Annotated in this window: 24 protein-coding genes and 2 pseudogenes; 13 read left to right on the top strand and 13 right to left on the bottom strand. The window is 67.2% G+C overall.

Features of this window, described 5'->3' with window-relative positions:
* Positions 1 to 214 precede the first annotated feature (214 nt).
* Positions 215 to 799, bottom strand: coding sequence for a hemerythrin domain-containing protein (locus PMI12_RS00300; RefSeq protein WP_007827730.1), 585 nt, complete (start codon positions 797 to 799; stop codon positions 215 to 217).
* 166 nt (positions 800 to 965) lie between these two features.
* On the opposite strand from PMI12_RS00300, the gene PMI12_RS00305 reads away from it, so the two are divergent.
* A complete protein-coding gene (locus tag PMI12_RS00305) occupies positions 966 to 1,472 on the top strand; it encodes a universal stress protein (protein ID WP_007827732.1) in 507 nt (168 codons plus the stop codon).
* Between the two features lie 4 nt (positions 1,473 to 1,476).
* Here PMI12_RS00305 and PMI12_RS00310 read toward each other — a convergent pair whose 3' ends face one another.
* From PMI12_RS00310 to PMI12_RS00335, 6 genes are all read right to left on the bottom strand, one after another.
* Complete coding sequence (locus PMI12_RS00310; RefSeq protein ID WP_007827736.1) at positions 1,477 to 3,015, bottom strand: bifunctional aminoglycoside phosphotransferase/ATP-binding protein; 1,539 nt, start codon at positions 3,013 to 3,015, stop codon at positions 1,477 to 1,479.
* Positions 3,016 to 3,031: 16 nt separating this feature from the next.
* Entirely contained in the window at positions 3,032 to 5,509 is a 2,478-nt protein-coding gene (locus PMI12_RS00315; RefSeq protein WP_007827741.1) for a cation-translocating P-type ATPase, read from the bottom strand.
* Positions 5,510 to 5,568: 59 nt separating this feature from the next.
* Positions 5,569 to 6,411, bottom strand: coding sequence for a universal stress protein (locus PMI12_RS00320; protein ID WP_007827742.1), 843 nt, complete (start codon positions 6,409 to 6,411; stop codon positions 5,569 to 5,571).
* A 110-nt stretch (positions 6,412 to 6,521) separates the two neighbouring features.
* A complete protein-coding gene (locus PMI12_RS00325) occupies positions 6,522 to 7,883 on the bottom strand; it encodes an FAD-binding oxidoreductase (RefSeq protein WP_157632071.1) in 1,362 nt (453 codons plus the stop codon).
* Complete coding sequence (locus tag PMI12_RS00330; protein ID WP_007827744.1) at positions 7,867 to 9,090, bottom strand: SAM-dependent methyltransferase; 1,224 nt, start codon at positions 9,088 to 9,090, stop codon at positions 7,867 to 7,869. Before PMI12_RS00330 ends, PMI12_RS00325 begins: the two co-directional genes overlap by 17 nt.
* Positions 9,091 to 9,097: 7 nt before the next feature.
* Positions 9,098 to 9,328 carry a hypothetical protein gene (locus tag PMI12_RS00335; protein WP_007827745.1) on the bottom strand — a complete coding sequence of 77 codons (231 nt, stop codon included), beginning with the start codon at positions 9,326 to 9,328 and terminating at the stop codon, positions 9,098 to 9,100.
* A 5-nt stretch (positions 9,329 to 9,333) separates the two neighbouring features.
* Here PMI12_RS00335 and PMI12_RS28560 point away from each other — a divergent pair, with 5 nt between their 5' ends.
* A complete protein-coding gene (locus PMI12_RS28560; RefSeq protein WP_007827747.1) occupies positions 9,334 to 9,501 on the top strand; it encodes a hypothetical protein in 168 nt (55 codons plus the stop codon).
* Between the two features lie 64 nt (positions 9,502 to 9,565).
* Here the strand turns inward: PMI12_RS28560 and PMI12_RS00340 are convergent, their stop codons facing one another.
* Positions 9,566 to 10,603, bottom strand: a complete 1,038-nt coding sequence (locus PMI12_RS00340; RefSeq protein ID WP_007827748.1) for a zinc-dependent alcohol dehydrogenase family protein — start codon at positions 10,601 to 10,603, stop codon at positions 9,566 to 9,568.
* A gap of 110 nt (positions 10,604 to 10,713) precedes the next feature.
* Here PMI12_RS00340 and PMI12_RS00345 point away from each other — a divergent pair, with 110 nt between their 5' ends.
* Complete coding sequence (locus PMI12_RS00345) at positions 10,714 to 11,970, top strand: MgtC/SapB family protein (protein ID WP_007827749.1); 1,257 nt, start codon at positions 10,714 to 10,716, stop codon at positions 11,968 to 11,970.
* A 42-nt stretch (positions 11,971 to 12,012) separates the two neighbouring features.
* Here the strand turns inward: PMI12_RS00345 and PMI12_RS00350 are convergent.
* Positions 12,013 to 12,195, bottom strand: a pseudogene (locus tag PMI12_RS00350) (hypothetical protein); the annotation flags it as partial.
* A gap of 90 nt (positions 12,196 to 12,285) precedes the next feature.
* Between PMI12_RS00350 and PMI12_RS00355 the strand changes: the two are divergent.
* Positions 12,286 to 13,119 (top strand): universal stress protein, encoded by an 834-nt coding sequence (locus PMI12_RS00355; protein WP_007827751.1) that lies wholly within the window; start codon positions 12,286 to 12,288, stop codon positions 13,117 to 13,119.
* Positions 13,120 to 13,407: 288 nt separating this feature from the next.
* Here the strand turns inward: PMI12_RS00355 and PMI12_RS00360 are convergent, their stop codons facing one another.
* Together PMI12_RS00360 and PMI12_RS00365 are read right to left on the bottom strand one after the other, a co-directional pair.
* On the bottom strand, positions 13,408 to 13,794 hold the full coding sequence (locus tag PMI12_RS00360; protein ID WP_007827752.1) for an RT0821/Lpp0805 family surface protein: 387 nt from the start codon (positions 13,792 to 13,794) through the stop codon (positions 13,408 to 13,410).
* A gap of 25 nt (positions 13,795 to 13,819) precedes the next feature.
* Positions 13,820 to 15,004 carry a DesA family fatty acid desaturase gene (locus PMI12_RS00365; protein WP_007827753.1) on the bottom strand — a complete coding sequence of 395 codons (1,185 nt, stop codon included), beginning with the start codon at positions 15,002 to 15,004 and terminating at the stop codon, positions 13,820 to 13,822.
* A gap of 593 nt (positions 15,005 to 15,597) precedes the next feature.
* On the opposite strand from PMI12_RS00365, the gene PMI12_RS00375 reads away from it, so the two are divergent.
* From PMI12_RS00375 to PMI12_RS00395, 6 genes are all read left to right on the top strand, one after another.
* Positions 15,598 to 18,288: a bifunctional acetate--CoA ligase family protein/GNAT family N-acetyltransferase gene (locus tag PMI12_RS00375; RefSeq protein WP_007827754.1), complete on the top strand. Its 2,691-nt coding sequence runs from the start codon at positions 15,598 to 15,600 to the stop codon at positions 18,286 to 18,288.
* Between the two features lie 225 nt (positions 18,289 to 18,513).
* Positions 18,514 to 18,939, top strand: a complete 426-nt coding sequence (locus PMI12_RS00380) for an Hsp20/alpha crystallin family protein (RefSeq protein WP_007827756.1) — start codon at positions 18,514 to 18,516, stop codon at positions 18,937 to 18,939.
* Positions 18,940 to 19,009: 70 nt separating this feature from the next.
* Entirely contained in the window at positions 19,010 to 19,936 is a 927-nt protein-coding gene (locus PMI12_RS00385; RefSeq protein WP_007827758.1) for a histone deacetylase family protein, read from the top strand.
* A 246-nt stretch (positions 19,937 to 20,182) separates the two neighbouring features.
* The gene (locus tag PMI12_RS00390) at positions 20,183 to 20,611 is read left to right on the top strand and encodes a universal stress protein (protein ID WP_007827760.1); all 429 of its coding nucleotides are present in this window, start codon (positions 20,183 to 20,185) and stop codon (positions 20,609 to 20,611) included.
* 296 nt (positions 20,612 to 20,907) lie between these two features.
* Positions 20,908 to 21,195 (top strand): hypothetical protein, encoded by a 288-nt coding sequence (locus PMI12_RS29075; RefSeq protein ID WP_162130812.1) that lies wholly within the window; start codon positions 20,908 to 20,910, stop codon positions 21,193 to 21,195.
* 13 nt (positions 21,196 to 21,208) lie between these two features.
* Positions 21,209 to 21,760: a cytochrome b gene (locus tag PMI12_RS00395; RefSeq protein ID WP_007827762.1), complete on the top strand. Its 552-nt coding sequence runs from the start codon at positions 21,209 to 21,211 to the stop codon at positions 21,758 to 21,760.
* Positions 21,761 to 21,794: 34 nt separating this feature from the next.
* On the opposite strand, the gene PMI12_RS00400 is transcribed toward PMI12_RS00395, so the two are convergent.
* Together PMI12_RS00400 and PMI12_RS00405 are read right to left on the bottom strand one after the other, a co-directional pair.
* Complete coding sequence (locus PMI12_RS00400; RefSeq protein ID WP_007827765.1) at positions 21,795 to 23,327, bottom strand: thymidine phosphorylase family protein; 1,533 nt, start codon at positions 23,325 to 23,327, stop codon at positions 21,795 to 21,797.
* A 38-nt stretch (positions 23,328 to 23,365) separates the two neighbouring features.
* Positions 23,366 to 23,833 (bottom strand): universal stress protein, encoded by a 468-nt coding sequence (locus PMI12_RS00405; RefSeq protein ID WP_007827768.1) that lies wholly within the window; start codon positions 23,831 to 23,833, stop codon positions 23,366 to 23,368.
* 220 nt (positions 23,834 to 24,053) lie between these two features.
* Between PMI12_RS00405 and PMI12_RS00410 the strand changes: the two genes are divergently transcribed.
* The 3 genes and pseudogenes from PMI12_RS00410 to PMI12_RS27900 form a co-directional block, all read left to right on the top strand.
* Complete coding sequence (locus PMI12_RS00410) at positions 24,054 to 24,512, top strand: universal stress protein (protein WP_007827769.1); 459 nt, start codon at positions 24,054 to 24,056, stop codon at positions 24,510 to 24,512.
* A 40-nt stretch (positions 24,513 to 24,552) separates the two neighbouring features.
* Positions 24,553 to 25,164 carry a hypothetical protein gene (locus tag PMI12_RS00415; protein WP_007827771.1) on the top strand — a complete coding sequence of 204 codons (612 nt, stop codon included), beginning with the start codon at positions 24,553 to 24,555 and terminating at the stop codon, positions 25,162 to 25,164.
* Between the two features lie 31 nt (positions 25,165 to 25,195).
* A pseudogene (locus PMI12_RS27900) lies at positions 25,196 to 25,324 on the top strand (LuxR C-terminal-related transcriptional regulator); the annotation flags it as partial.
* Positions 25,325 to 25,336: the final 12 nt, after the last annotated feature.

Raw genomic sequence — 25,336 nt, forward strand, 5'->3', positions numbered from 1 at the left:
GTTCTGGCGGCGGGTTCTGGCCTTCATTCCTTCTTTGACTTCTTTGCTTTCGGCCAGGTAACAGCTTTCCTTCCTTGGCCTGCTGGCGGTGTACACCGTGGAGCAGCGACTTCTTGACGCCCCCGGTCCCGGCTGGGTGCGCCGCAGCGCGGCATGCCGCCGTTGTGCGACGCGCCGGGCACCTACGTGCCGATGCGTTGAGCCGGCAACCGGCTCAGAGGGCCGGTCCCAGGCCGATGGGCGCGGGAACGATGTTCACGATGCGCGTGAAGAGCGCGTTGTATTCGAGATCGGGCACGTGTCCGGTCATCGGGTCGCGGTTCTGGGCGAAGGCTTCGTCCAGGTCGCGCCAGTCGTTCTCGGTCAGCACGCGCTCGGCCAGCGGCAGGATCTCGCGCTCCTCCAGCGCCATGTGGCTCAGGTAGAAGTCGACATACTCGCCGACCGTTTTCTCGAATTCTTCGCGCCGCGACTCACCCAGCATCTCGAACGCGAGCAGCGCGTGCTCGACGTTGCGGATCCTGCGCTCACCCTTGGCATGGTCGCCGTCGAGCTTGTCGAGCAGATCCCGCGAGATCGGCGTCCTGGCGCGCAGCCTGGGAAACAGCAACTCGGTTTCCTTGCGGTGGTGGCGCTTCTCCGGAAACTCGTCCACGTAGAAGAGCATGGCTCGCAGCGTCGCGAAATCGGGCAAAGTGCCCTTCTTGCGGTGTTGCTCGAGCAGCATGACGATGGAGCGGAGCATGGCGGCGAGCGCGGCGTGTTCCTGGCGAATGATGCGAACGGTGGCGTGGGTCATGAGGGTTGTCCTGTGCATGCCTCAAGGGTGGCGCTTTCGTTCGCGCGCAGGCTTGTTCCAGATCAAGCCCTGGCCGTCGGCAGCCCCCGCGCTTGATCAATGTCAAGCCGCGCGGAGCGCCCGTGCGGATACTGGACCGATCCACACCACAAACCGGAGTCGTGCCATGTACCAGCGAATTCTTGTTCCCATTGACGGCAGTTCCACATCCAGCCACGGCCTGGCCGAAGCCATCAAGCTGGCAAAGCTCACGGGCGGGCGCCTGCGCCTGGCGCACGTCATCGACGAGTTGTCCTTCGCGCTGGCCATGGATGCCTACGCGGGCCATGCCGGCAATTGGCTCGAAGAACTGCGCGGCAACGCCACGAAGCTGCTCGAGGCCGCGCGGTCCAAGGCAGTCGAGGAAGGCGTCGAAGCCGACACCGTATTGCTCGACAGCTTCAAGGGCACCGTGTACGACCAGGTGATCGCCGAGGCGGAAGCATCGAAGGCCGAGCTGATCGTGATCGGCACTCACGGCCGTCGAGGACTCGGCCGCTGGGTCATGGGCAGCAGCGCGGAGCACATCCTGCGCCTGTCGCCAGTGCCGGTGCTGCTGGTGCGTGCGCCCGAAAGCGCGAAGACCGAACACGAGCGTTTCACGCTGCCGAGCGGAACGCTCGCCAGCCAGTGAGGGTTCAGCGGTTCGCGGTCGCGGCGCGCCAGCGCGCTGCGACCCGCGCGATGTCTACGGTGTCTTCGGTGGAGACCTCGATGGCCAGCGCGCGCTCGTCGGCTGCCAGCGGGTCTTGCCATTCGAACTGACGCTCCAGCACTGCGAGACCGGCTTCCGAGGCGTCCGTGCCTGCCGTGTCGCGCTCGGCCACGCGGCGGCGCAGCGTGGCCGGGCTTGCGCGGCAATCCAGGATCGTGAAAGGCACGCGGAGCTCGGTTGCCAGGGCTTCGAAGCCGCGTCGCTCGGCGCCGCGCAGGAAGGCCGCGTCCACGATCACCGGATAGCCCGCCAGCAGTGCATCGCGGGCGCAGGCGCGCAGCCTTTCGAAAGTCTGCCGCGTTGCCTGCGCGCCGTAGATGTCGAGCCCAAGGGCGGCGGAGCGCGCCAGCGGATCGAGGCCATACAGCCGCTTGCGCTCCACGTCCGATCGCACGCGGACAGCGCCCGCGGCGCACAACAGCTGCAAGGCGACGCTGGATTTTCCTGAGCCCGACAAGCCGTGCGTGATCATCAGGCGGGCGCCCTCCTCCGGCTGCGTGGTCAGCCGCGTTGCGCAGGCCAGGTAGTCGGGCCGGGCCTCGCCATCCGGGGGCCTCGGACCCAGTCCCGTGGCCATGGCCCGCACCAGCGCCCGATAAACCTCGTAGAAGCGCCACACCTGCAGGGCCGGGTAGTCACCGCTGTGCTGCATCCAGGCGTCCAGGAAGCGGAGTGCGAGATCGTCGCGGCCGTGGGCCTTCAGGTCCATGGTGAGGAATGCAAGGTCGCTCATCACGTCGATCCAGCGCAGCGCCGGGTCGAACTCGATGCAGTCGAAAGGCATGAGCGCACCGTCGACCAGGACCACGTTGGCCATGTGCAGATCGCCGTGGCATTCGCGTATCGAGCCGCCCTGCTGGCGGGCGATCCATGCCATGCGCAGCACCTGGCCTTGCTCCCGAACCCACGTCTCCAGTGCTGCAAGGGGGGCGAGGCGGCTTTCGCCGCCCTGCACCTGCAACGCGGCCAGCGCATCCGTAGCTGCTCGAACGATCGAGTCAGGACTGCCGAAGCCTGACACCGGCGTCGCTCGCTCCGCTGCCGCGTGCAGGGCCGCCAGCCGCTGCGCGAAGCCGTCGAGCAGCGCGGGCTGCAGCCGGTCTTCCACCAGCAGGTCGCGCAGCAGCGACGACCCCGGGAATCGCAGCATGCGCACCACGTGGTCGATCACCGTGCCGGCGCCGCCGATGCGCGGCGACTCGCGCGTGCCGCAGACCGGTGCCACGTCGACGTAGAGCGAAGGAGCAAAGCGTCGGTTGAGGCGCAGCTCCTCCTCGCAGAAGTGCTTTCGGGCCTCGACGCTGCCGAAGTCCAGGAACGGCAGGCGTACCGGCTTCTTGAGCTTGAAGGCCTGCGTCCGCGTCAGCAGCACCCAGGAAATGTGCGTTTCGACCAAGACCACGGGTTGCCCGGTCTCCCGCTGGAGTTGCTCTCGCAGTGCGTTGACCAGTGTGGTGTCCATATGGCTTGTTTGCGATTCAATGACGTTTGGAAATGGCGAAAAGGCGCCACAGCGACCAGCCCGCAGGAAGCACGACCCACAAGGCCCACGGCGAAGACGTATCCGGCAGGCCGAACAGGGCCCCCACGCCAGGCACCGCCGTCAGCATCCCCCAGACCACGCACACGCCAACCAATAGAGCATTGAACACCGTGTTGGTGTGCGCGAGCCGGACACTGGCGCCGCGAAACCACACGAGCAGCAGCAGGTTGCCGAGCACGATCGACCCGAGGCTGGCCGTGCGCAGTTCCTCGTGCGTGGCCCCCAGCGCGCGGCAGCCCCATTGCACCAGCGCCACGCCGACGAAGACCAGGGCCCCCATCGCGAACGCGCGGGCCGCCGAAGCCATCGAGAACAGCGCGTCGTCCCGGGGACGCGGCGGCACCGTCATGCTGTCGTCGGGCGCCGGCTCGGCCTCGAACACCAGCGAGCAGGCCGGGTCGATCAACAGTTCCAGCAGCACCACGTGCAGCGGCAGCAACAGCACCGGGCCGCCCATCACGACAGGGATCAGCGCCACGCCGACGATGGGCACGTGCACGGCGAAGAGATAGCCCAGCGCCTTGCGCAGGTTCGCGAAGATGCGCCTGCCGGCGCGCACTGCCTCGACCAGCGAGGCGAAGTTGTCGTCCAGCAGCACCAGCGAGGCGGCTTCGCGCGCAACATCGGTGCCGCGCAGGCCCATCGCGACGCCGATGTCGGCAGCCTTGAGCGCCGGTGCGTCGTTCACGCCGTCGCCGGTCATCGCCACGATGTCCCCCTGCTGTTGCAGAGCCCGCACGATGCGCAGCTTCTGCGCGGGATCGACCCGCGCAAAGACCTGCACGTCGCGTACGCAGCGGCGCAGTGCCTCGTCGTCCATCGTGGCCAGCGCCTTGCCACTCATCACCTGCCACTCGCTTCCATCGATCAGCCCGGCTTGCTGCGCGATCGCGCGGGCTGTGAGGGCCGCGTCCCCGGTGATCATCACCACGCGAACGCCCGCGCGCCGGCATTCCTCGATGGCGCCGGGCACCTCCGCGCGCAATGGGTCCATGAAGCCGAGCAGGCCCAACGGCGCCAGGCGCAGCCCGCCAGGCAGCGCGGCGTCGTCGCCGGCTTGCGCCGCATGCCCCTCGGCCACTGCGAGCACCCGCAGGCCAGCCGCGCTCCATCGGTCGGCGGTTTCCCACAGCCGTTGCATCAGCGCCGGCTCGGCATCGCAGAGCCCGAGCACGGCCTCCGCTGCGCCCTTGACCGCCACCGTCTGCCCGGCTTCGCCGGGCGCCTGCCACCAGTGCACGACATAGGGCATGCCGTCGCGGATGCCGCGGCGCGGGCCGGGCGTCCAGCCTGCATCGCGGCCGGCCAGGCCCGCGGCTTGCGCGGTGGCGCGCACCGCGTGGTCCATGGGCTCGACGCCGCCCGTGCTGCTGGCGCGCAGCGCGCCCGCCAGCAGGCGATGAAAGCGCGCGGCCGGCTCGCCCGCGCCCGGGTTGCATTCCGCCTCCATGTCGTACAGCGCCGTGAGCGCCATGCGGTTGTGCGTCAGCGTTCCGGTCTTGTCCACGCAAAGTACCGTGGTGGTGCCGAGCGCCTCGATGGCCTGCGGCTGGCGGGTCAGCACGTTCGACCTTGCAAGGCGCCAACTGCCGAGCGCCAGCATCACACTCCACACGACCGCGAACTCCTCGGGGATCAGCGACATTGCCAGCGTCAGTCCTACCAGCAGGCCCTGCGTCCACGAGCCCTCGCGCAGCGCGAACACCGTTGCCGCGACGACGCAGGTGAAGGCCGCAAGCCAGGCGACGCGCCCCACCAGCTGGCGCAATTCCTCCTGCAGCCGGCTCGCACGGGGTGCGAGCTGGGAGATCGAGAGGTGAATGGCACCCAGCGCGGTGTGCGCGCCGGTGCCGGTCACCTCGGCCACGCCATCGCCGCGCACCACCAGGCTACCCGCGAAGAGCCGGCCGCCCTCGCCTTCGACGTTCGCGTGCTTGCCCTGCGGCATCGATTCGCCGGTGCGCAAGGACTCGTCGACCTGCAGCCCGACGGCCTCAACGATCCGCGCATCGGCGGACAACCGGTCGCCCTCGTTCACCAGAAGGCGATCTCCGCGCACCAGCTCGCGGCTCGCGATGTGCAGCGCGCGCCCCTGCCGCACGACCGTGCAGCGGGGGCTGGAGAGCTCCTTCAGCGCTTCGAGCACACGCTCGGTCCGTTGCTCCTGATAGATCGACAGCCCGCCCACCAGCAGCACCGAGAGCGCGAGCATGCCCGCGTCGCCCAGGCTGCCGAGCAGCGCATACAACGCGGCGGTCGCCAGCAGCAACAAGAACATCGGCTGCGTCAGCGCACTCCAGGCGATGCGGGCCAATCCCTTGCGGGAGACGGAGGGCAGCACGTTCGGACCGTCACGGCGCAGGCGCTGCGCGGCCTCGGAATCGGTCAGGCCCTGAGGCGGGTTGTCGGTCACGATGGGTCCTGGGTGTCTTGCGTCAAGCGTGCCGCCATCGGCCGCCGCGGCCATTCGCGTCAGTGCGCCATCAGGACCGGCACCGTCATCTGCGCGAGGATCTGCCGCGTCACGCCGCCCAGGATCCGCTCGCGCAGGCGCGAATGGCTGTAGCCGCCCATCACCAGCAGGTCGGCGCTCAGGTCCGAAACCCGCGACAGCAACGCGTCTGCGACGTCGATTTCGGTCACCTCGGACTCGGCACGCGCCTGCACGCCGTGCCTCAGCAGGAACTGGATCATGTCCGATACCAGCAGCTGCTGCGTGTTGTCTTCGTCGCGCGGGTGTCGCAGCGACAGGAGCGTGACGCGTGTCCCGCGCCTCATCGCCGGCAATGCCGCCTGAAGGGCCATGGCGGCTTCACGCGAGCCGTCCCAGGCCGCAACGATGTTCTTCGGGACCCCCCCGAACGCACCGGCCGAAGGCACGACCAGCACCGGTCGCCCCACTTCCATCAGCACCTGCTCGGCAAGCCCGCGCACCGTGGTGTCCTTCCTGTTCGAGTCGTCTTCCTGTCCGAGCACCACGAGATCGCTCGCGCGCCCGTACCGCACAACGGCGTCCACCGTAGCGCCATCGACCAGCCGCACCTCGTACGACAAGGGCCCCGATCCGGCGATGCCTTCCCTGAACTCGCGCGCGATAGCCTCGGCTCGCCGATGCAGATAGTCGGCCGACTCGACGATGTAGTCGGTCATGCCGGTGGCGATGGCGTCGGCGGGAATCACGCCGTCGTACAGGCCCGTGGGCACCAGCCCGACCAGGTGGCTCTCGTGCGCCCGGGACCACTGGGCCGCCATCGCGGCGCACACTGAGCTGCGGACCGAATGGTCCAGGTGAACGAGGATGGTTTTGAAGTTCATGGATGCCCCGCAAGGTGGTGCGCCGCGTCCTGGCGCAGGAAATGGACGTCAGACAGATGTTCGTGCCCCGGGAGCGCGCGGGGGTTGACGGCGATCAAACCAACGCCGGGTCAGTGCTTCAGCACGCACTTGTCGTACAGATGCGGTGCGCGGCCTTCGGGGTCGTAGCGGCGCTTGAGCATGGTGTAGGTGCCCATGCCGTAGGCGCTGTCGAATTCCTCGCGGGTGAAGAAGCTGTCCGAGTAGAGCGACTTGATGCCCCCCAGGCGCAGCACTTCCTGTTCGACCAGGCGGTTGAAGTGCCCCGCTTCATGCGCTTCGCGGCGCTCGACCACGTCCCAGAAGCCGAAATTGACGTGCAGCGTGCCCGCATCGAGCGGGTACAGCGCAAAGCAGGCGCCAGGGTCCGGCACATGCAACGGGCAGATCCAGATCGGCAGGATGCCGATCTCGCGCTGCAGGAAGTCGAGGAAGGCCGGCGCCGAGCGGATCGGGACGTCGACGTCCTGGATCACGGATTCGGTGTGCAGCCCGTGACATGCTGCCAGGCGCCTTGTCACACCCCAGCGGGCATTCAGGCGCATGAGCCGCGTGTAGGTACGGGAGTTGAGGTGCTCACGGCCGAACAGGCGACGCACCAGCGGGTTCTGCGCGCCGAAGTTGCGCGAACACCAGAACCAGTCCGTATCCCAGCGCCACAGGTAGTCGTGCACGCTGAGGTAGTCGACCGGCATCTCCAGCAGCGAGCGGTAGTAGATGCGCTCGAACTCGTAGTTGCTCAGCCAGGGGGCGGTGTTCTCGAAGCGAGCGATGTTCAGCACCATCGACCGGGGGCCGAACACCACGCCGTCGACAAAGTCGGCATCGCCCTCGCAGGCCTCGGCCAGCGCGGCGAAGAATTCCTCGGGATGCTCGTATGCGATGTGCTCCACGCGCACATAGGGCTGCACGGGCAGCGTGCGCAGCACCAGCCGCAGTGCGTAGCCGAGCGAACCGTAGGAATTCGGAAAGCCGAAGAACAGGTCGCGATGCGCGTTGTCGGGGGTGCAGTGGACGATGCGGCCGTCCGGCAGCAGCACGTCGAGTTCCAGCACCGAGTGGTGGACCAGCCCCTGGCGCATCGATGTTGCCTCGATGCCCACGCCCGCTACCGCCCCGCCCACGGTGATGGTCTTGAGCTGGGGCACCACCGCCGGCATCATGCCGTGCCGCAGCGTTGCAGCCACCAGGGCCTCGTAGGTGGCCATGCCTTCGACCTCGACCATGCTGCATGCGGTATCGATGCCGATGACATGGTTGAAATCGCCGAGGTCGATGAGGCGCCTCGGACCGGCCTGGCGGTCGCGGAACAGGTTCGACGTTCGCTTGGCCAGCGCGATCGGCGGCGCCGGCCCCACGCCGTCTTCGCGCATGGCCGCCATGAGGTGGCTCCTGCGTTCTGCGTGAGCCAGCGCCTCAGTGCTGCGGTTCATACAGGTGCTCCCTGCCCATCGGGTAGCTCTGCGGTGTGACATTCCCCTTGCTGAAGACGATCTGGAACAGGTGCGTGTAGCCCGCCTGCGAGCGGAACATCTCGGCGCAGCCGATCAGGTAGGTGCGCCAGATGCGCCGGAAGCGTTCGTCGAAGCGCTGCGGGTCGAGGATCTGTATGGCAGGCCAATGCTTCTCGAAGCGTTCGGCCCAGGCATCGAGCGTGGGTGCGTAATGCCGGCGCAGGTTCTCGATGTCGAGCACCTCCAGGCCGCTGCGCTCCATTTCCACGATCACGTCGGCCAGACTGGGAATCCAGCCGCCGGGAAATACGTGCTTGCGTATGAAGAGCTCCGTCTCGAAGCGCCCGACGTGGCCGATGAAGTGCAGGATGCCGAGCCCGCCGGGCTTGAGGAACTGCGCGTGCGCCCGGATCACCTCGGGCAGCTGGTCGCGGCCCGCGTGCTCCAGCGTGCCGATGGATACGACCTTGTCGTACTGCTCGTCGACGTCGCGGAAGTCGGCTTCGCGCACCTGCAGCGAGGCTTCCAGTCCGCGCCGCTCGATCTCGTCGCGCAGCCATTCGACCTGCTCGGTGGTGGTGTTGAGGCCGACGCCGGTGGTGCCGATCTTTTCCCGCGCGCGGAACATGAAACCGCCGAAGCCGCAGCCGATGTCGATGAAGCGGTCTTCGGGCTTCAGCATGATCTTGCGGCACACGTGGTCGATCTTGCGGCGTTGCGCTTCCTCCAGGCTGCGGGTGCCCTCGGGCCAGTAGCCGCAGGTGTACATCATCAGCGGATCGTCGAGCCACGGCCGGTAGAAGCCGGTGCCGAGGCCATAGTGCGCGCGTGCGTTGGCCTTGGCATGGGCCGGGTCCCGGTTGGAGTGGCGCAGCTCGTGCAGGCTGTTCTCGATGCCGTTGAGCGCACCGGCCTGCTGGTCGAAGCCGGCGGTCATGCCGGCCGCCAGGGCGGCACCGAAATCGCCCTCGACGTCCACTTCCTGGTCGAAGTAGGCGTCCATCAAGCCGATGTGGCCGCGCGTCGCCGTGGCGAACAACGCGGCCTCGGTATGGAAGGTGATGGTGAAGACCGGTGGGCCCTCGCCCACGCCATGGCGGCTGCCGTCGGGCATCACCACTGCGAAGCGCGTCGCGGCGCGCTGGCCGATGCCGTCGAGCATGTTGCGCAGTGGAAGGGACAGCATCGCGCGCCTAGCCGTCCAGCGGTACGCCGCCGCCGAAGCGGCAGATCCACTGGTCCATGAGTTCGCGCTGCACTGCGCCCATCGAGCGCTGCCGGGCCGCCAGCATTTCCCATTGCTCACGCTGTGCCAGCAACATGCTCTTGCCGACGGCCATCTGCCAATTCATCACGGATTGAAGGTAGCCGGCTCCGAATGCAGTCGGGATCGTCGGGGTTATGGAAAAGGCGTCGTTGGGCATGAGAAATGTCTCCCATCGAAGAACTCGTGCTCGCTGCGCACGTTGCTGCCATGCTGCCGCGTGCAGTGGAAATGCTCCCTGACCTGCTGCGCAAGAACCTGCGAAGCGCCGAACCGAAGGACTTGCTCTGCGTGGTGATCGACCCAGGCGACTGCATGAAAAAGCGACATTGAAGAACCCGTTGGAAAGAGGAAATGAAAGAGACGGAAGAAAAAAAGTCCGGCAGGCGCAAGGGCCCTACGCTTCGATGATCACTTTGAGCGCATGCGTCTCGGCGGCGCGCCCGAAGGTGTCGTAGGCATCCAGCACCTGGTCCAGCGTGAAGCGGTGCGTGATCAGCCGGGCCGGGTCCACCTTGTGGGACTGCACCGTCTTCAGCAGCATCGGCGTGGACACGGTGTCGACCAGCCGCGTGGTGATCGCGATGTTCTGCGACCACAGCCGCTCCAGATGAAGCTCGGCCGGGTGCCCGTGAACGCCGATGTTCGCGATGGTGCCGCCGGGCGCCACGATGTCCTGGCACAGCACGAAGGTGGCCGGTATGCCGACCGCCTCGATCGACACGTCGACGCCGCGCCCGCCGGTCAGCGCGAGCACCGCCTCGGCCGCCTTGCCGTCGGTGCTGTTGATCGTGTGCGTCGCGCCGAAGCGGCGCGCAACCTCCAGCCGGCCGTCGTCCAGGTCGATCAGGATGATCTGCGACGGCGAATAGAACTGGGCCGTGAGCAGCGTGGCCAGGCCGATCGGCCCGGCGCCCACGATGGCCACCGTGCTGCCGGGCGCGACCTTGCCGTTGAGCACGCCGCACTCGAAACCGGTCGGCAGGATGTCGCTGAGCATCACCAGCGCCTCTTCGTCCGAGCCAGGCGGAACGGGATACAGGCTGGTGTCCGCATGCGGAATGCGCACGTACTCGGCCTGCGTGCCGTCGATGGTGTTGCCGAGAATCCAGCCACCGGTGGCGCAATGCGAATACATGCCGCGGCGGCAGTTCTCGCACTTGCCGCACGAAGAGATGCACGAGATCAGCACATGGTCGCCAGCCCTGAAGGCCGTGACGCCGGCGCCGACGCTCTCGATCACGCCCACACCCTCGTGCCCGAGGATGCGGCCCGGCGTGCAGGTCGGCACATCGCCCTTGAGGATGTGCAGGTCGGTGCCGCAGATGGTCGTCTTGAGTATCTTGACGATGGCGTCGCCCGGCGCCTGGATCTCCGGCTTGGGATGGTCTTCGAGCGATTTGAGGCCGGGGCCCCTGTATACGAGTGCTTTCATGCCACCACGTTATGCGTCCCCGTTCGCGCGCCCCTTGAGATAGCGCAAGGAATGCCTGCGTCGCCGTGCAGATGCCTTGACGCGCCGCCACGCCGGAGGACACTGAATGCATGAACACCTTCAGCCCATCGGCTGCGATCGTCGGATTGGCCGTGGCGCTGGGCATCGGCATGATGGTCGGCATCGAACGCGAACGCCGAAAGGGCGACGGCGACCGGCGCGCGGCCGCGGGGCTGCGCACCTTCGCCGTCGTGGCGCTGGCGGGTGCTGTCGCGCAGATTCTTCCCGTCCCGGCGCTTGTTCCCATCGGGGGAGCGCTCGTCGCCACGCTGGCGGCTGTGTCGCACTGGAAGAGCCGCTCGCAAGATCCGGGCATGACCACCGAGATCGCCCTGTTCGCTACTTACCTGGTCGGCGTGCTGTGCATCATCGAGCCATCGCTTGGCGCGGCCTGCGGGACCGGCCTGGCACTGCTGCTGGCGGCGCGCCGCAGGCTGCATCGCTTTGCAACCGAGTTGCTCAGCGAGCAGGAACTGCACGACGGCATCCTGCTGGCAGCGCTCGCCCTCATCGCGCTGCCGCTCATTTCTTCCAGGCCCATCGAGATGCTCGGCGGCATCAATCCCCGGCCGCTGGCCTCCATGGTGCTTCTGATCATGGCGATACAGGCCGCGGGACAGGCGGCGGTGCGATGGCTCGGCGTGCGCGGCGGCCTGCTGGGCGCGGGCTTTGCATCAGGGTTCGTGTCGAGCACGGCCACCGTGGCCTCGTTCGGCAACCGTGCGCGCGAACAGCCACTGCACACCGGCCTGCTGGCCGGTGCTGCGGCCTTGTCTGCGGTGGCCACCTGGGTGCTTGCGCTGGCAATGACCACCGCCTTGTCGCCGCCGGCCGGGCTCGCGCTGTTGCCGGTGGCACTTGCCGGCGCGGCAGGCGCGGCGGTCGTGGGCCTGCTGCCGCTTCTGTCTTCCCGGCCATCAGCGGCGATCGAGGCGCCCGCCAGCACGCGCACCGCGCTGCGCCCGCGCGAAGCGTTCACCGTCGCGCTCGCACTGGCGCTGGTTGCGCTGCTGGTGGGCACGGCGCAGCGGCACTTCGGCGACACCGGCCTGCAGGTCGGCATCGCGCTCGCGGCGCTGGTCGACGCGCACGCGCCCGTGGCCTCGCTCGCCTCGCTGCACGCGGCCGGCACCTTGTCCGCGGATCAGTTCGTCCGCGGCGTGCTCGTGGCGGTCGGAACCAACACGCTCACACGCTGCATGGTGGCCCTGGCTGCCGGCGGCAGGGCTTATGCGCTGCGCGTGGCGGCGGCACTGGTGGCAAGCCTGGCCTGCGCATGCGCCGTCGCGGTCTGGCTCAAGGGGTGAGCCGCTTCATACGAACGCGAGCCCGGGCGCCGCCTGCGGGCCACGGTACAGCCTGAGCGCAGGGTCCTCGACCACGTACTCCTTCACCCCGCCCTCCGGCAGTCGCTTGCGTCGCGTGAAGGTCCAGGCGTAGGCCGGCTCGATGCTGTGGCTCGCGTTGTCCGAAAGGGCAAGGCTGATGGTGCCGGCAGGCGCAATCGACAGCAGGTGCGAGTTGCGCATGCCGAGATGCCCTCGCTGCGCCTTGATCCAGCGCAAGACGCCGGGCCCGGCGGACTTCTAGAGTTCTCCTCATTCACCACATCCGTTCCTGAAATGAACACGCTGCGCTCAATCCTCGTCCACCTGGATGGCACCGAACGTGCCGAGGTGCGGCTGCGGCTCGCGCACCGGCTCGCGGCCATGCACGAGTCGGCATTGACCGCGCTCTTCGCGGTGTCCCCGTCCGTGCTGGCGGTGCTACCGCTGATGGGTGGGATTCCGTCAATGCCGATGGCCGGAGAGGTCGATCCCGATCACCGCGCCCATGCCGCAGCCGTGTTCGAGCGCCTTCTGCAAGACCATGCCAACCGTAGCGACTGGCGCGAACTGCGCGGCGAACCCGTCGTCGAGAGCTTCATCCAGCGCGCGCTCACCTGCGACCTCATGGTGCTGGGGCAGCGCAACCCGCGGGACGTGGCCGGTTTCGATGTGCCCGGCGACTTCGTCGAGGCAGTCATGCTCGGCAGCGGCAAGCCTGCATTGATCGTTCCTTTTGCCGGCAGGGTGTCCCCGAAGCCGGAGAAGGTGTTGGTCGCCTGGCGTTCGACACGCGAGTCCGCCCACGCACTCACCACTGCCCTGCCCATGCTGCAGGCGGCGAAGGAGGTCCACCTGGAGGCCTGCGCAGACAGCGAAGACCCCGTGCCGCCGATGTCCCGGCTGCGGGATTACCTGCGCCTGCACGGCATTGGGCAGGTGCAGGAGCACCGGGCCCTGGAAGACAGCAGGCACGCCGGCCAAGCGCTGCTGTCGCTGGCGGGGAAGATCGGCGCCGGACTGATCGTCATGGGCGGCTATGGCCACAGCCGTGCGCGCGAACTCGTGCTCGGAGGCGCCACCCGCACGATGCTGGAGTCGGCCACGGTCCCGGTCTGGATGGCGCACTGAGCGGCGGCGCCCGCCAAAACCTCATCCGGCGGCTTTCCAGAGACGGACAAGGGCTTCGCGCGCTGGTCTCCTCCTTGTGCGCACGTGCCGCCTTCCGAGCCGCATTGGGCGGCGCGCTGCAGCGCCTCCTCGACGCGGCCGGGCAGCGCGATGTCGCGCTTGAGCCCCGTCACGAACTCAGCCGGTCCGGGCTCGTGCAACCGCCATTGCACGACTGCGCAGAGGCCGTCGGCGTCGCTGTTGCAGACATCGAATCGCCGGACCAGGCTCGGCCTCTGTCACCGTGCCTCAGCCCGGGATGCGCCAGGCCCCATCGGCCTGCCGGCATGCGCTGCCGCCGATGCTGTCGGACCGCCCGCCGACCGACACTTCCAGCTTGAAGTTGCGGCACCGGGCGCCGCGCTGGTCGAAGCTGCGCGTGGGCGTGAAAACGAAGCTGTCGCCCGTCTCGCGATTGCGCCAGACAGAGGACTCGCCGTTCGCCAGCGTTTCCAATGCACTCGCCGCGCGGCGGCGGTCGTTGTCGTCCATCGCCCTGGCCGCCACACTGCCGGGCGCCGTACCCGCGAGAGATCCGGTGAGCATGCTGCCGGCTGGTGTGCGCCCGGGAAAGCTGCCGCAGCCGGTCAGCGCCAGTGCAACGTACGAAGCGGAAATAACCGGTGCAAGCTTCATTCGCATCTCCTGGACGCTCGGCCGTTCAGGCGTAGGAACGCAGGCGCCGCGAAAAATCGGCCAGCGGCGCGATGCCGCTCGCCTCGGCGCGCTGGCACCAGTCCTGCAACTGCCGGGCGAGCTGCTCGCCGGTGGCCGTGGAACGGCTCCATAAGGCGGTCAGTTCCCCGCGCATCGCGTACATCGTAGCCAGCGCCTGCGATGCATTCAATGCCTGCAACACCTGCTGGTAACGCGACGGGCCGAGCAGGCCCTGGTCCTTGCCCAGCAATGGTTTCACCGCCTTGAGGGCGCGTGCGGCTTCCGGCGACATGCGACGCAGCCGGTCGAGTTCCGCGACGCAGGCCTTCTTCAGCGAGCGCGTGTAGTTCGACAGCACGTCGTAATGGCAGCGGATGACTGCCTGCACCGTGGCGAGATCGACATTCGCCTTGGGCGCAACGAGGCGCGGCGTCGGCGCCACGTGCTTCACCGTCGCGAGCCCCAGGGCCTGCAACGTGCGGATGTAGAGCCAGCCGATGTCGAACTCGAACCACTTGCTGGAGAGCTTGGCCGAGCTGGGAAAGGCGTGATGGTTGTTGTGCAGCTCTTCCCCGCCGATCAGGATGCCGATCGGAAAGATGTTCGTGCTGGCGTCACGGGCGGGCCAGTTGCGGTAACCCCAGTAGTGGCCAATGCCGTTGACCACGCCGGCCGCCCAGAATGGAATCCACGCGATCTGCGTGAGCAGTATCAGGCTGCCCGGCACGACGCCGAAGAGCACCATATCCACGATACCCATCAGCACGATGCCGAGGATCTTGTGCTTCGAGTAGAGATTGCGCTCCAGCCAGTCGTCGGGCGTGCCGTGGCCGTAGCGCTCGAGGGTTTCCGCATGCCCCGCTTCACGCACGTAGAGGAACACGCCGCCCCAGAGCACCCTGTTGAGCCCGTACACCTGCGGGCTGTGCGGGTCTTCGGGTGTTTCGCACTTGGCGTGGTGCTTGCGGTGCACTGCGGCCCACTGCTTGGTCACCATGCCGGTGGTCAACCATAACCAGAAGCGGAAGAAATGGCTCACCGCCGGGTGCAGGTCGAGCGCGCGATGCGCCTGGTGGCGGTGCAGGAAGATGGTCACCGAAGCGATGGTGACGTGCGTGAGCACCAGCGCGACCAGCACAGCGCCCCACCAGGGAAGATCGAGAGCGCCGGAATAAAGCAGGGTTTGCATTCGTACCTCGTGAATAGTGCGGACGATTCTGCGGACTGCACTGGCTCCGGGCTTTGATGCAGGTCAACACGCCAGCCTCTGGCCATTCACCTGCGAGATCACTCGCCGGGTCTTGCCGCTGCGCCCGCAATGCGCACTTTCGCCGCCATGGCAATGGGATATGGATGCCTCGCGCGCCCTGCGCCTCGAGGAATGCCGCGAGCACGGTGCGCGCCTTGTGCAGGGTCCGTCCGGCCTGTGCGCCCTGCCCCCGAGTCTTGAGCAGCAGATCGTGCGGCCCCTGCTGCACCAGCTGAAAGTCGAACAGGCCGGCCTCTTCCTCGAGCACCGTGCTGACGGCCAGCGGCACCACGCTGATTGCCGGCCCCCCCGCAGCGCCGGCCAGGCGCAGCGTGTCGTCGTCCCGCCCCTGCACCTCGATGGCCCTGCCATGGATCAAATGTCGGCGGCATATACGGCTCCAGGTGGGGGGGCGTGCATGGCGGGTTCCTTCAAATCCCGAGCTTGCACCTGCGCCGCGGCGGGGGGTTGACGTGCATCAAGCCAAAGGCCGGCGCTGCGCCGCACCATGGACGATCACTTCGGAGCCTCCCTTGAGCATTCGCCATCTCGATCGCCTGCTGTCGCCGGCCTCCGTTGCCGTGTTCGGCGCCTCCAACCGGCCAGGCAGCGTTGGCGCCACGGTCTGGCGCAACCTGCGCGCCGGCAGCTTCGCGGGGCCGGTGTACGGCGTGAACCCGAAGCACGGCTCGCTCGATGGCGTGCCCATCTTCTCCAGCGCGGCGCATCTTCCCGCCGCGCCCGACCTGGCGTTGATCTGCACGCCGCCGGCCACGGTGGCGCCGTTGGTCGCGGAACTCGGCGCGCTCGGCACCCGCGCGGTGGTGATTGTCACGGCGGGTTTGAGCGCGCAGCAGAAGCAGGCCGCGCTGGAGGCGGCGCGCCCTTTCACGCTGCGCCTGCTCGGCCCCAACTGCCTCGGGCTGCTCAGTCCCCACATCGGCCTGAACGCCAGCTTCGCGCACGCCGATGCGCTGGCGGGCGACGTGGCCTTCGTCTCGCAGTCGGGTGCGCTGGTCACGGCCGTGCTCGACTGGACGCGCAGCCGCGGCGTCGGCCTGTCTCACCTGATCTCGCTGGGCGACCATTGCGACGTCGACTTCGGCGACCTGCTCGACCACCTGGCCAGCGATGCGCGCACACGGTCGATCCTGCTGTACGTGGAGGCGATCGAATCGCCGCGCAAGTTCATGTCAGCCGCACGGGCGGCCGCGCGCAACAAGCCGGTGATCGTGGTGAAGGCCGGGCGCGCGGGCAACGGCATGAAGGCCGCGTCCTCGCACACGGGCGCGCTGGCGGGTTCCGACATCGTCTACGACGCGGCCATCCGGCGAGCGGGCATGCTGCGCGTCGATACCTTGCAGGAGCTTTTCATCGCCGCGGAAACGCTGTCGCGCTTTCGCAGCAACCGGCACAGCACGCTCACGGTCATGACCAACGGCGGCGGTGCCGGCGTGATGGCCGCCGACGCGGCCGCGCGCGAGGGAGTCACGCTCGCCGACCCGGCTGCGAAGCTGCTGGCCCGTCTCGACGCGGTGCTGCCCGCGAACTGGTCGCATGCCAACCCGATCGACATCATCGGCGACGCACCGGTCGAGCGCTATGCCGAGACACTCTCAGCCCTGCTGGCCGACGAATCGGCGGGCGCGGTGCTCTTCATGCATGCGCCGACGGCCATCGTGCGCAGCGAGGACATCGCGCGCGCCTGCCTGCCGCTGGTGCGCAGCCACGCCTCGCGCGTGATGAGCACCTGGCTCGGCGACAACGCGGTGGCGCAGGCACGCAAGCTCTTCGAGGACGCAGGCGTCGCCGACTACGCCACGCCGGAAGAGGCAGTGCACGCCTTCGCGATGCTGCAGACCTACCGGCGCAACCAGGAGACCCTGATGGAGACGCCGAGCGCCAGCCGCAACGCCGCGCCCGACAGCGCATCGGTGCGGGCAACGTTCGCTGCCGCCGTGGCCGAGGGGCGCGAGTGGCTGGGTGAACAGGAGGCAAAGTCGCTGCTGCAGGCCTACGGAATCGAGACGGTGCCCACGCTGGCAGTGGCAGCGACTGCCGAGGCGGCCATCGAGGCGGCTCGCGGGCTGGGTTACCCGGTGGCGCTGAAGATCCTCTCGCGCGACATCACCCACAAGTCGGACGTGGGCGGCGTGCGGCTCGGGCTGTGCGATGAAGCCGCCCTGGGCAAAGCCGCCTGCGAGATGCTCGACGCCGTGCGAACCGCCAGGCCGCTGGCGCGGATCGACGGCTTCACCGTGCAACGCACAGTGCACCGCCCGCATGCGCAGGAAGTCATCGTCGGCGCGAGCATAGACAGCGTCTTCGGCCCCGTGATCCTCTGCGGCCAGGGCGGCACGGCGGTCGAGGTGGTCGGCGACACGGCCATCGCGCTGCCGCCGCTGAACCGCGCGCTCGCGCACGAACTGGTGTCGCGCACGCGCGTGGCACGTCTTCTGGCGGGCTTTCGCGACCATCCGCCGGCTCGGCTCGATGCGCTGTACGACGTGCTCATCGCGGTGTCGCAGATGCTGGCCGACCTGCCGCAGCTGGCGGAACTGGACATCAACCCGCTGTGGGTCGACGAGAACGGCGCGCTGGCGCTCGACGCGCGCGTGCGGCTGTCGCCCACGCCGGTGGGCGGCGCGGAGCGCTTCGCCATCCTGCCCTACCCCGCGCAGTGGGTGCGCGCGCAGACCTGGAATGGCCGCGCGATCGTGGTCAGGCCGATCCGGCCCGAGGACGAGGCACAGCACCGGCGCTTTCTCGAGTCGCTGGATGCGGAAGACATCCGCATGCGCTTCTTCTCCACCCGCAAGGAACTGCCGCGCAGCGAGCTCGCGCGCCTGACCCAGATCGACTACGACCGCGAGATGGCCTTCATTGCCGAGGCCACCGACGCACAGGGCGGCGCCGAGACACTGGGCGTGGCCCGCACGGTGAGCGACCCCGACAACGTGGAGGCCGAGTTCGCGATCGTCGTGCGCTCCGACCTCAAGGGCCAGGGGCTGGGCGCACTGCTGTTCGAACGCCTGATCGAGCATGCGCGCCGCCGCGGCATCGAGCGGCTGGTCGGCCTCGTGCTGCGCGAGAACACCCGCATGCTGAAGCTCTCGGCCGCGATGGGCTTCAAGGCCGATCCGGCAGAGCCGCCCTCTTCGGGTCTGCGGCGGATGGTGCTGGAACTGAAGACTTCAGCAAGCCCGTCGTGCTCGTCGGCGTGAACCCGTAGAAGCGCCCGTTGAGGTAGCCGGGCAACCTCCATGATGTCTTCGTCGCGCCAGCCGAGCGAGGAGGCCTGCTGCCAGCGCCGCACCTGTTCCTCGAGGCTGTACCAGTCGCAAACCAGCTTCCTGCCGCAACAAAAAGCCAACTTGATCCAGCGCAACGAACCTTCTGATGCGAGCGCCTAAATTGAAGCTTCCTCAACCACCCATGGAGCATCGCGCATGAACACCGCACTGTCCCGCCTGGACCGGATCGAAAACCTCTTTCCCGACATACTGCGCCGCTGGGCACGCCCCATGCAGCTGATCGACGAAGCCGAGTTGCCCGCCGACATCCGCGTCGACGTCACCGAGAACGACAAGGAATACCTCGTCACCGCCGAGATCCCGGGCGCCAAGAAGGAAGACGTGCGCGTGTCGGTCGACGGCAGCTACGTCTCGATCTCCGCCGAGATCAAGAAGGACGAGGAGAAGAAGCAGGGCCGCTCCATCGTCCGGGAAACCTACCACGGCAGCGTGTCGCGCGGCTTCTCACTGGCCAGCGAAGTCGATGACAAGAACGCCGTGGCGAAGCTCGAGGACGGTGTGCTGCGCCTGACGCTGCCCAAGCGCGCGAACGGCACCCACAACGTTCTGAAGATCCAGTAGCCACGCCCCGACCGGCGCTGCCGGCAGCGGGCTTCCCGCGCGGACCGCCCAGGTCTTTCGGGGAACCCGCATGCTCAGCGCCTACATCACCCATCCCGACTGCTCGCGCCACGACATGGGCGCGGGCCATCCGGAATGCCCAGAGCGGCTTTCCGCCATCCATGACCGGCTGCTGATCGCTGGCCTGCTCGACTACATGGCGCCGTACGACGCGCCCCTTGCCACGCTCACCCAGCTGGCGCGCGCGCACACGATGTCGTACGTGCGTGCACTCATTGCCGAAGCCCCTGCCGAAGGCCTGCGCTTCGTCGACCCCGACACCCTCATGAACCCGCACACCGTGCAGGCCGCGCTGCGCGCCGCCGGTGCCGCGGTGCTGGCAACCGACCTGGTGCTGGCGGGCAAGGCACCCACGGCCTTCTGCAACGTGCGCCCGCCAGGCCACCACGCCACACGGGATGCAGCCATGGGGTTTTGCTTTTTCAACAACGTGGCGGTAGGCATCCGGCATGCGCTGGATGCGCACGGTCTCGAGCGCGTGGCGTTGATCGACTTCGACGTCCATCACGGCAACGGCAGCGCCGACATCTTCCGCGGCGACGATCGCGTGCTCATGTGCTCCATCTTCGAGAAAGGGATCTACCCCTTCTCGGGCGAGGATGACAACGGCCCGGGCATGGTGAACGTGGGCTTGCCCGCGCGCTCGGGCGGCGATGCGTTCCGCGCGGCAGTCACCGGGCGCTGGCTGCCCGCGCTCGAAGCCTTCGCGCCGCAGCTTGTCTACATCTCTGCGGGCTTCGACGGGCACCGGGAGGACGACATGGGCAACCTCGGCCTGGTGGAGCGCGACTACGCCTGGGTCACGCGGCAGATCATGGACGTGGCACAGCACCATTGCCATGGGCGCGTCATCTCGTGCCTGGAAGGCGGCTATGCGCTCAGCGCCCTCGCCCGCAGCGCCGCTGCGCATGTCAAGGTCCTGATAGGCGCTGACTGACCACGGTGCCGGGCCGTGGCAGGGAATTTCCGGTGGGCACGGTGTCCAGCACACGAAGGCGGTGTAAGCGCGGGTTTGCGCTTACACCAGTCACGCTCGATCCACCAGTTGCGGCTGCAGTGGGCGTACCCCGGACCGTTTCGATCATTGGCTTGATCTGCATCAAGCGCCGCTCTGGCCACCGTCGCGCGAGCGGTCGCGAACGCCATAGACTTTGCGAATCCAGAATTCCAGAGAACCCAAGTCATGAAGATACTTGTCGCGATTGATGGATCCAAGAACTCGCTGCGCGCTGTCAAATACGCCGCCAGGCTTGCGCACCTCCTGCGTACCGCATCGAAAAAGATCACCCTGATCAGTGTGCATGACGACACCGGCCTGCGCCATGCCAGGGCCCTCGTTGGCAAAGCGGAAGTCGCGGATTATCTGAGAGAACTCAGCGAGAAGGAGCTCAAGTCCGCCCGAAAGCTACTGAAGGACGATGGCATTGGCTACGACATGGAGATCCGCACCGGCCACGTGGCTCAAGAAATCATCGACTGCGCAAACGCAGGCAAATTCGACATGATCGTGCTGGGCTCGAAGGGCCGTAGCGCGGTGGCAGATCTGCTGCTCGGCTCCGTGGCGCAGCGCGTGCTCTCGAACGCCAAGCAGCCCGTTGTGATCGTGAAGTGATGCCGACCGGTGGGCCGAAGCTTCGCCTGTTGCGCCAAATCAAGGTTCACTTAAGCGCGCACGGTAACTTGAGCCGAAGTAGTCGATGGAATCAAGATTCCCGAAGGCGTCGACCCATACAGGCACCCATTTGGGAACATCTAGAGAAATTTCCATGAAATGCATTCGCGCAGTCGCCGGCTCGTTTGCCATTCTCGCCGTCGTCGCTTCGCCGTCCGCCTGGAGCGCGGACCCTGCGGCCGATTCAAATGCTGCGGGAAACGACCGCCAAGGCGTCGACTTCGGCTCCCACAGGAGTGAATCTCCAATCGACCGCACACAAGATCGCGATCGTCGCGATCAACAGCCCCTTGAACAACGGCGACGCCGCTGGACGCAGTGACGATGCGGCGCGAATTGTTGTCGCTATTGAGGAAAATATTTCTAAAAAAAGCATTCGTGCAGGTGATGATGATTCATGTCGATTACGTGCAGCAGCAGGCAGATCGCTCGGACCTTGTCCAAGGTTTCAATTTCAACAAAGCTCCGAGCGGTGCTTCTGTGCCGCACAAGACATAGACAGATCGATCAACCGACTGACTTGAAAGGGGTCTCCCTATGAACTGGCGCAGCACGCAGGACCGCTACAGCTCAGCATCCATCGGCATGCACTGGCTGATGTTGATGTTGATCGCCGCAGTCTACGCGTGCATCGAACTGCGAGGCAATTTCCCCAAGGGCAGCGACATTCGCGAAGGGTTGAAGACTTGGCATTTCATGCTGGGCATCGGCGTGCTGGTGTTGGTCGCCATCCGCGTCCTGCTCAGGCTTGGCGACCGCACGCCCCCGATCCAGCCTGCACCGCCGAGATGGCAAAGCCGCCTTTCGAAGGTGATGCACTATGCGCTCTATGGCCTGATGATCGGTATGCCGCTGCTTGGATGGCTGACTTTGAGCGGCGAGGGCAAGCAGATCCCGTTTTTCGGTATGCACTTGCCTTCGATCATTGGTGAAAGCAAGTCAATCGCCGATTGGTGCAAGGAAATCCATGAAGCGGGCGGAACAATAGGCTATTTCCTGATCGGTGCACATGCTGCCGCCGCTCTCTATCACCACTACTTTCTCCGCGACAACACGCTCGACCGTATGCTGCCGATCCAGCGCCGCTGAAGGCAGCTTGGCCACGGCGCTCGGTCTCGGAGCTTCAGGGGGGCGCCAAACCCGCCGCTTCGACGCCAGCCTCGATGCGAACAATCGGCAGCTGAGAGCGCACGAAGCTCAAGGCGTATTGAAGCTCGCCGAGGCTCTCGGCATGCAGCGTGAAGAGAGGATCACCACGCTTGACGCGGTCCTGAACCCGCACATGCACCGAGGCGCCCGCGGCCGGATCGCGCGGCGCACCTGCCAGCTTGGCCGTGCGCGCCACGAGGCGGGTGTCGATGGCCGACACCACGCCGTCCACGGGTGCACACACGCGGTGCATGTGGGCCGCCTTGGGTGGCACGCGCAAGCCGCCCTGCGCCTCGCAGATTGCGATAAATTTTGCCAGGGCGCGGCCATCGTCCAGCACCTCGCGCGCCAGCGACCTTCCCATGCCAGGCGCAGCCTTGTCCGCCATCTCGAGGCTCAGCCCGGCCAGTACGAGTGCGCGTTCCCGCAGGTCTTGCGGAGCGCCAGCCGTGCGTTCGAGTACAGCCATCACGTCCATCGCCTCGAGGGCCGGACCTACACCCCGGCCGACGGGCTGGTTCCCATCGGTCAATACTGTCTGCACCTGCAAGCCCAGCGCCGCGCCCACCGCTACCAGGCTGCGCGAAAGCCGGTCCGCCGCAGCCGGGTTGCGTACCTTGGTCAACGCACCCACCGGGATGTCGATCAACACACGCTGCGAACCCATGGCGGCCTTCTTGGACAGGATGGACGCCACCATGAGACCCTCGCTGTCGATGCTCAACGGCCTCTCCACGCGAATCAACATGTCGTCGGCGGGGCTGATGCGCATGGCGTTACCCCAGGCGATGCAGCCTCCTTCTTGCTCGACGACACGGCGCATTGCCGCCATGTCCAGGTCGACCGGTGCCAGCGTCTCCATCACGTCGGCTGTTCCGGCTGCCGAGGTGATGGCGCGCGACGAGGTCTTGGGCATCACCACGCCGCATGCAGCGACGATGGGCACCACGATCAGCGTCGTCCGATTGCCAGGCAGTCCGCCGATGCAATGCTTGTCCACCACAGGCGACGTTCCCCAGTCGAGGCGTTCCCCCACATCGACCATCGCGCGCGTGAGCGCCACGGTCTCGTCGAAGTCGAGGCCATCGCCGGCGCAAAGCGTCACGAACGAAGCCAGGTGGATGTCGGGAACACGCCCGCGGCTCACGTCGTTCATCAATGCGCGCAGCGCCACATAGTCCAGCCGTCCTCCGTGAAGCTTGGTGCGAAGATGAGTCAGCGAATCGAGGACGGGCGGGTGCCGCACCACCAGTTCGTCGCCTTCGGCCGCGCCCATCAGGTTCCAGGCGGATTCTGAAAGCGCGATTTCGTCGTTCCGAAGCCAACTGCTGCTCACCTGGTGCAGGATCGCAAGCAGGTGGTGGCCACTGGAGGAAATTAGCTCGACTTGCGCCTGGGACTGAAAGCCCTCGGCTCGGCAGACATCGCAGTCGCTGCGCATGTAGACCACGGGCTGCTGGTAGGTGTCAATGCCCGCGCGGCGGGCTAGCAGACGGTTGACTGACATGGGGATCGTTCCTCGAAGCGACAAGAGCCCGCGGCGACTCAGGCGGCGACTGCAACACGGGTCTCCACCGTCGCAGTACCGGCCTCGCCGTTGGGCCCTGCACGCACCAACGGCGCCGGGATCGACGTGCGACTCTGCAGCGCGCGTCCGAAATCCCGGCAATTCCCTTGCGCGCCTGCGACGATCAGCCCGGCGCCCCAGGCCCCGGCCTGTTCGGCGTCGATGTCGGCGACATGGGCCATCCGCGTGGTGAAGGGCAGCGTCCCGGCCGCAATGCCTGCAGCCTGCGCGCACTCCCTGCCCTGCTGCAGGACCTGCTCGCCGGCCTCCTGCATCCACGCAATCAGGTCCGTGCCGCCGCCATCGCCACCGTGGTACCTCGATGCATTGACGACGTGCACGAGCCGCAGTGCCGAGCCGTCGCGCGCGGCCAGGCCGATGGCCTCGTCCAGTCCTCTCAACGAGGCGGCGCTGCTGTCCAGGGAAACAAGAATTCGTGAATTCATGGCAGATGTCCAGTTGTGCGGCAGTGCGGATCGGGTGAGCTGAAACGACAGTCTCTTCGCGTCGCGCCGCGGCGCCTTGACGCGCATCAAGCCGCCGGCGAGTTCGAACGATGTTGATGTGGCGCAAGACCGGCGCGCTCGCGCGGCAGAAGAATTCGTCTGCCCGTCGCGCCCGGGCCGGCGGCAGGTGCCCGTTTCAAACGGTCCCGAGGAGAAAGCCATGTCCGTTTACAAGCACATACTGGTCCCGCTGGACGGCAGCCCCACGGCCGACCGCGGCCTGCAGGAGGCCGTCCGCTTGGCCCGTGAACTCAAGAGCAAGCTGCGGCTGCTCCACGTGATCGACGACTTTCCGATGCTGATGGAGATGTCGGCGATCTCCAGCTTCGAGGCCGGCCTGCAGAGGATGAGGGAATACGGCGAATCGGTCCTGACCGGGGCCCTGGCCCAGGCCACCGAGGCCGGCGTGGAAGCGCAAACCGTGCTGCGCGAAATCACGCAGGGCCGCGTCGCCGACATCGTGATCGAGGAAGCCGGCAAGGCCGCCTGCGACCTGATCGTGATGGGCACCCATGGCCGCCGCGGTCTCAGTCGGTTGGCTCTTGGCAGCGACGCCGACCGCGTCGCACGAAGCAGCCCAGTGCCGGTGCTGCTGGTACGTGCTGCAACTGCCCGTTGATCCGTTCGCAGTCCCCCAATTTTCGACAGACTGGATAAACATGACATCCATCGCACTTCGCGCCCTCGTGGCGTCGACTGCCCTCGCATTCGGTGCCTGCGCCTTCGCCACGGACTACACAGCGCCCGCGCAACTGAGCTCGCCGGAAGGTGCGGTCCAGAAAACACGCGATGCCGCCATCCGTGCCGCGCGAGACGCGGAGAAGGCGGCCCGCAAAGCGGCCGATGTCGCCAGGGCCGCCGCGGAAAAGAGCAAGGTCACCACCGGCAAGGTATCCAAGGCCCTGGCCGAAGGTATCCGCCAGGCCGCGCGCAAAGCCGCGCAAGCCGCGACGCGGGTGGAAGAAAAGACCGCCGCCTCGGCCAGCAAGGCGCTCGACGAGAGCAAGGAAGCGGCGCGCGCAGCGCAGGAAGAAAGCGCCAAGGCCGCGGCTGCGTCCAGGGAAGCGTTGGCCAGGGCCGAAGAGTCGGTCGGCCGCTCTGCTCAGGCCGGCAAGGAAGAAGCCGAGAAGGCGGCGCAGGCCACGCGCGAGGCGCTCGACAAGGCGGAGGAAGCCGCACGCTCGGCCGCCAAGGCCGCCGCAGACGCCTCCGCACGTACGCTCGAGGCCATCAAGCATGCGGCCCGCTCGGTGGGTGCCGACAAGAAGTAACGCCCACCCGATCTTCTGAAAGGAAAGCCAGGAGATCGCCGACCAGCTGTCGATCAGCGCGCGGACGGTGTGCGCGCACATAAAGAACATCTGCCGCAAGCTGCGGGTGCACACGCGCGCGCACGCAGTGAACTCAGCCGCCAGCCTGGGGCTGCTCTAGCTGTGAAGCGTC

Source organism: Variovorax sp. CF313 (assembly GCF_000282635.1).
Taxonomy (GTDB): domain Bacteria; phylum Pseudomonadota; class Gammaproteobacteria; order Burkholderiales; family Burkholderiaceae_C; genus Variovorax.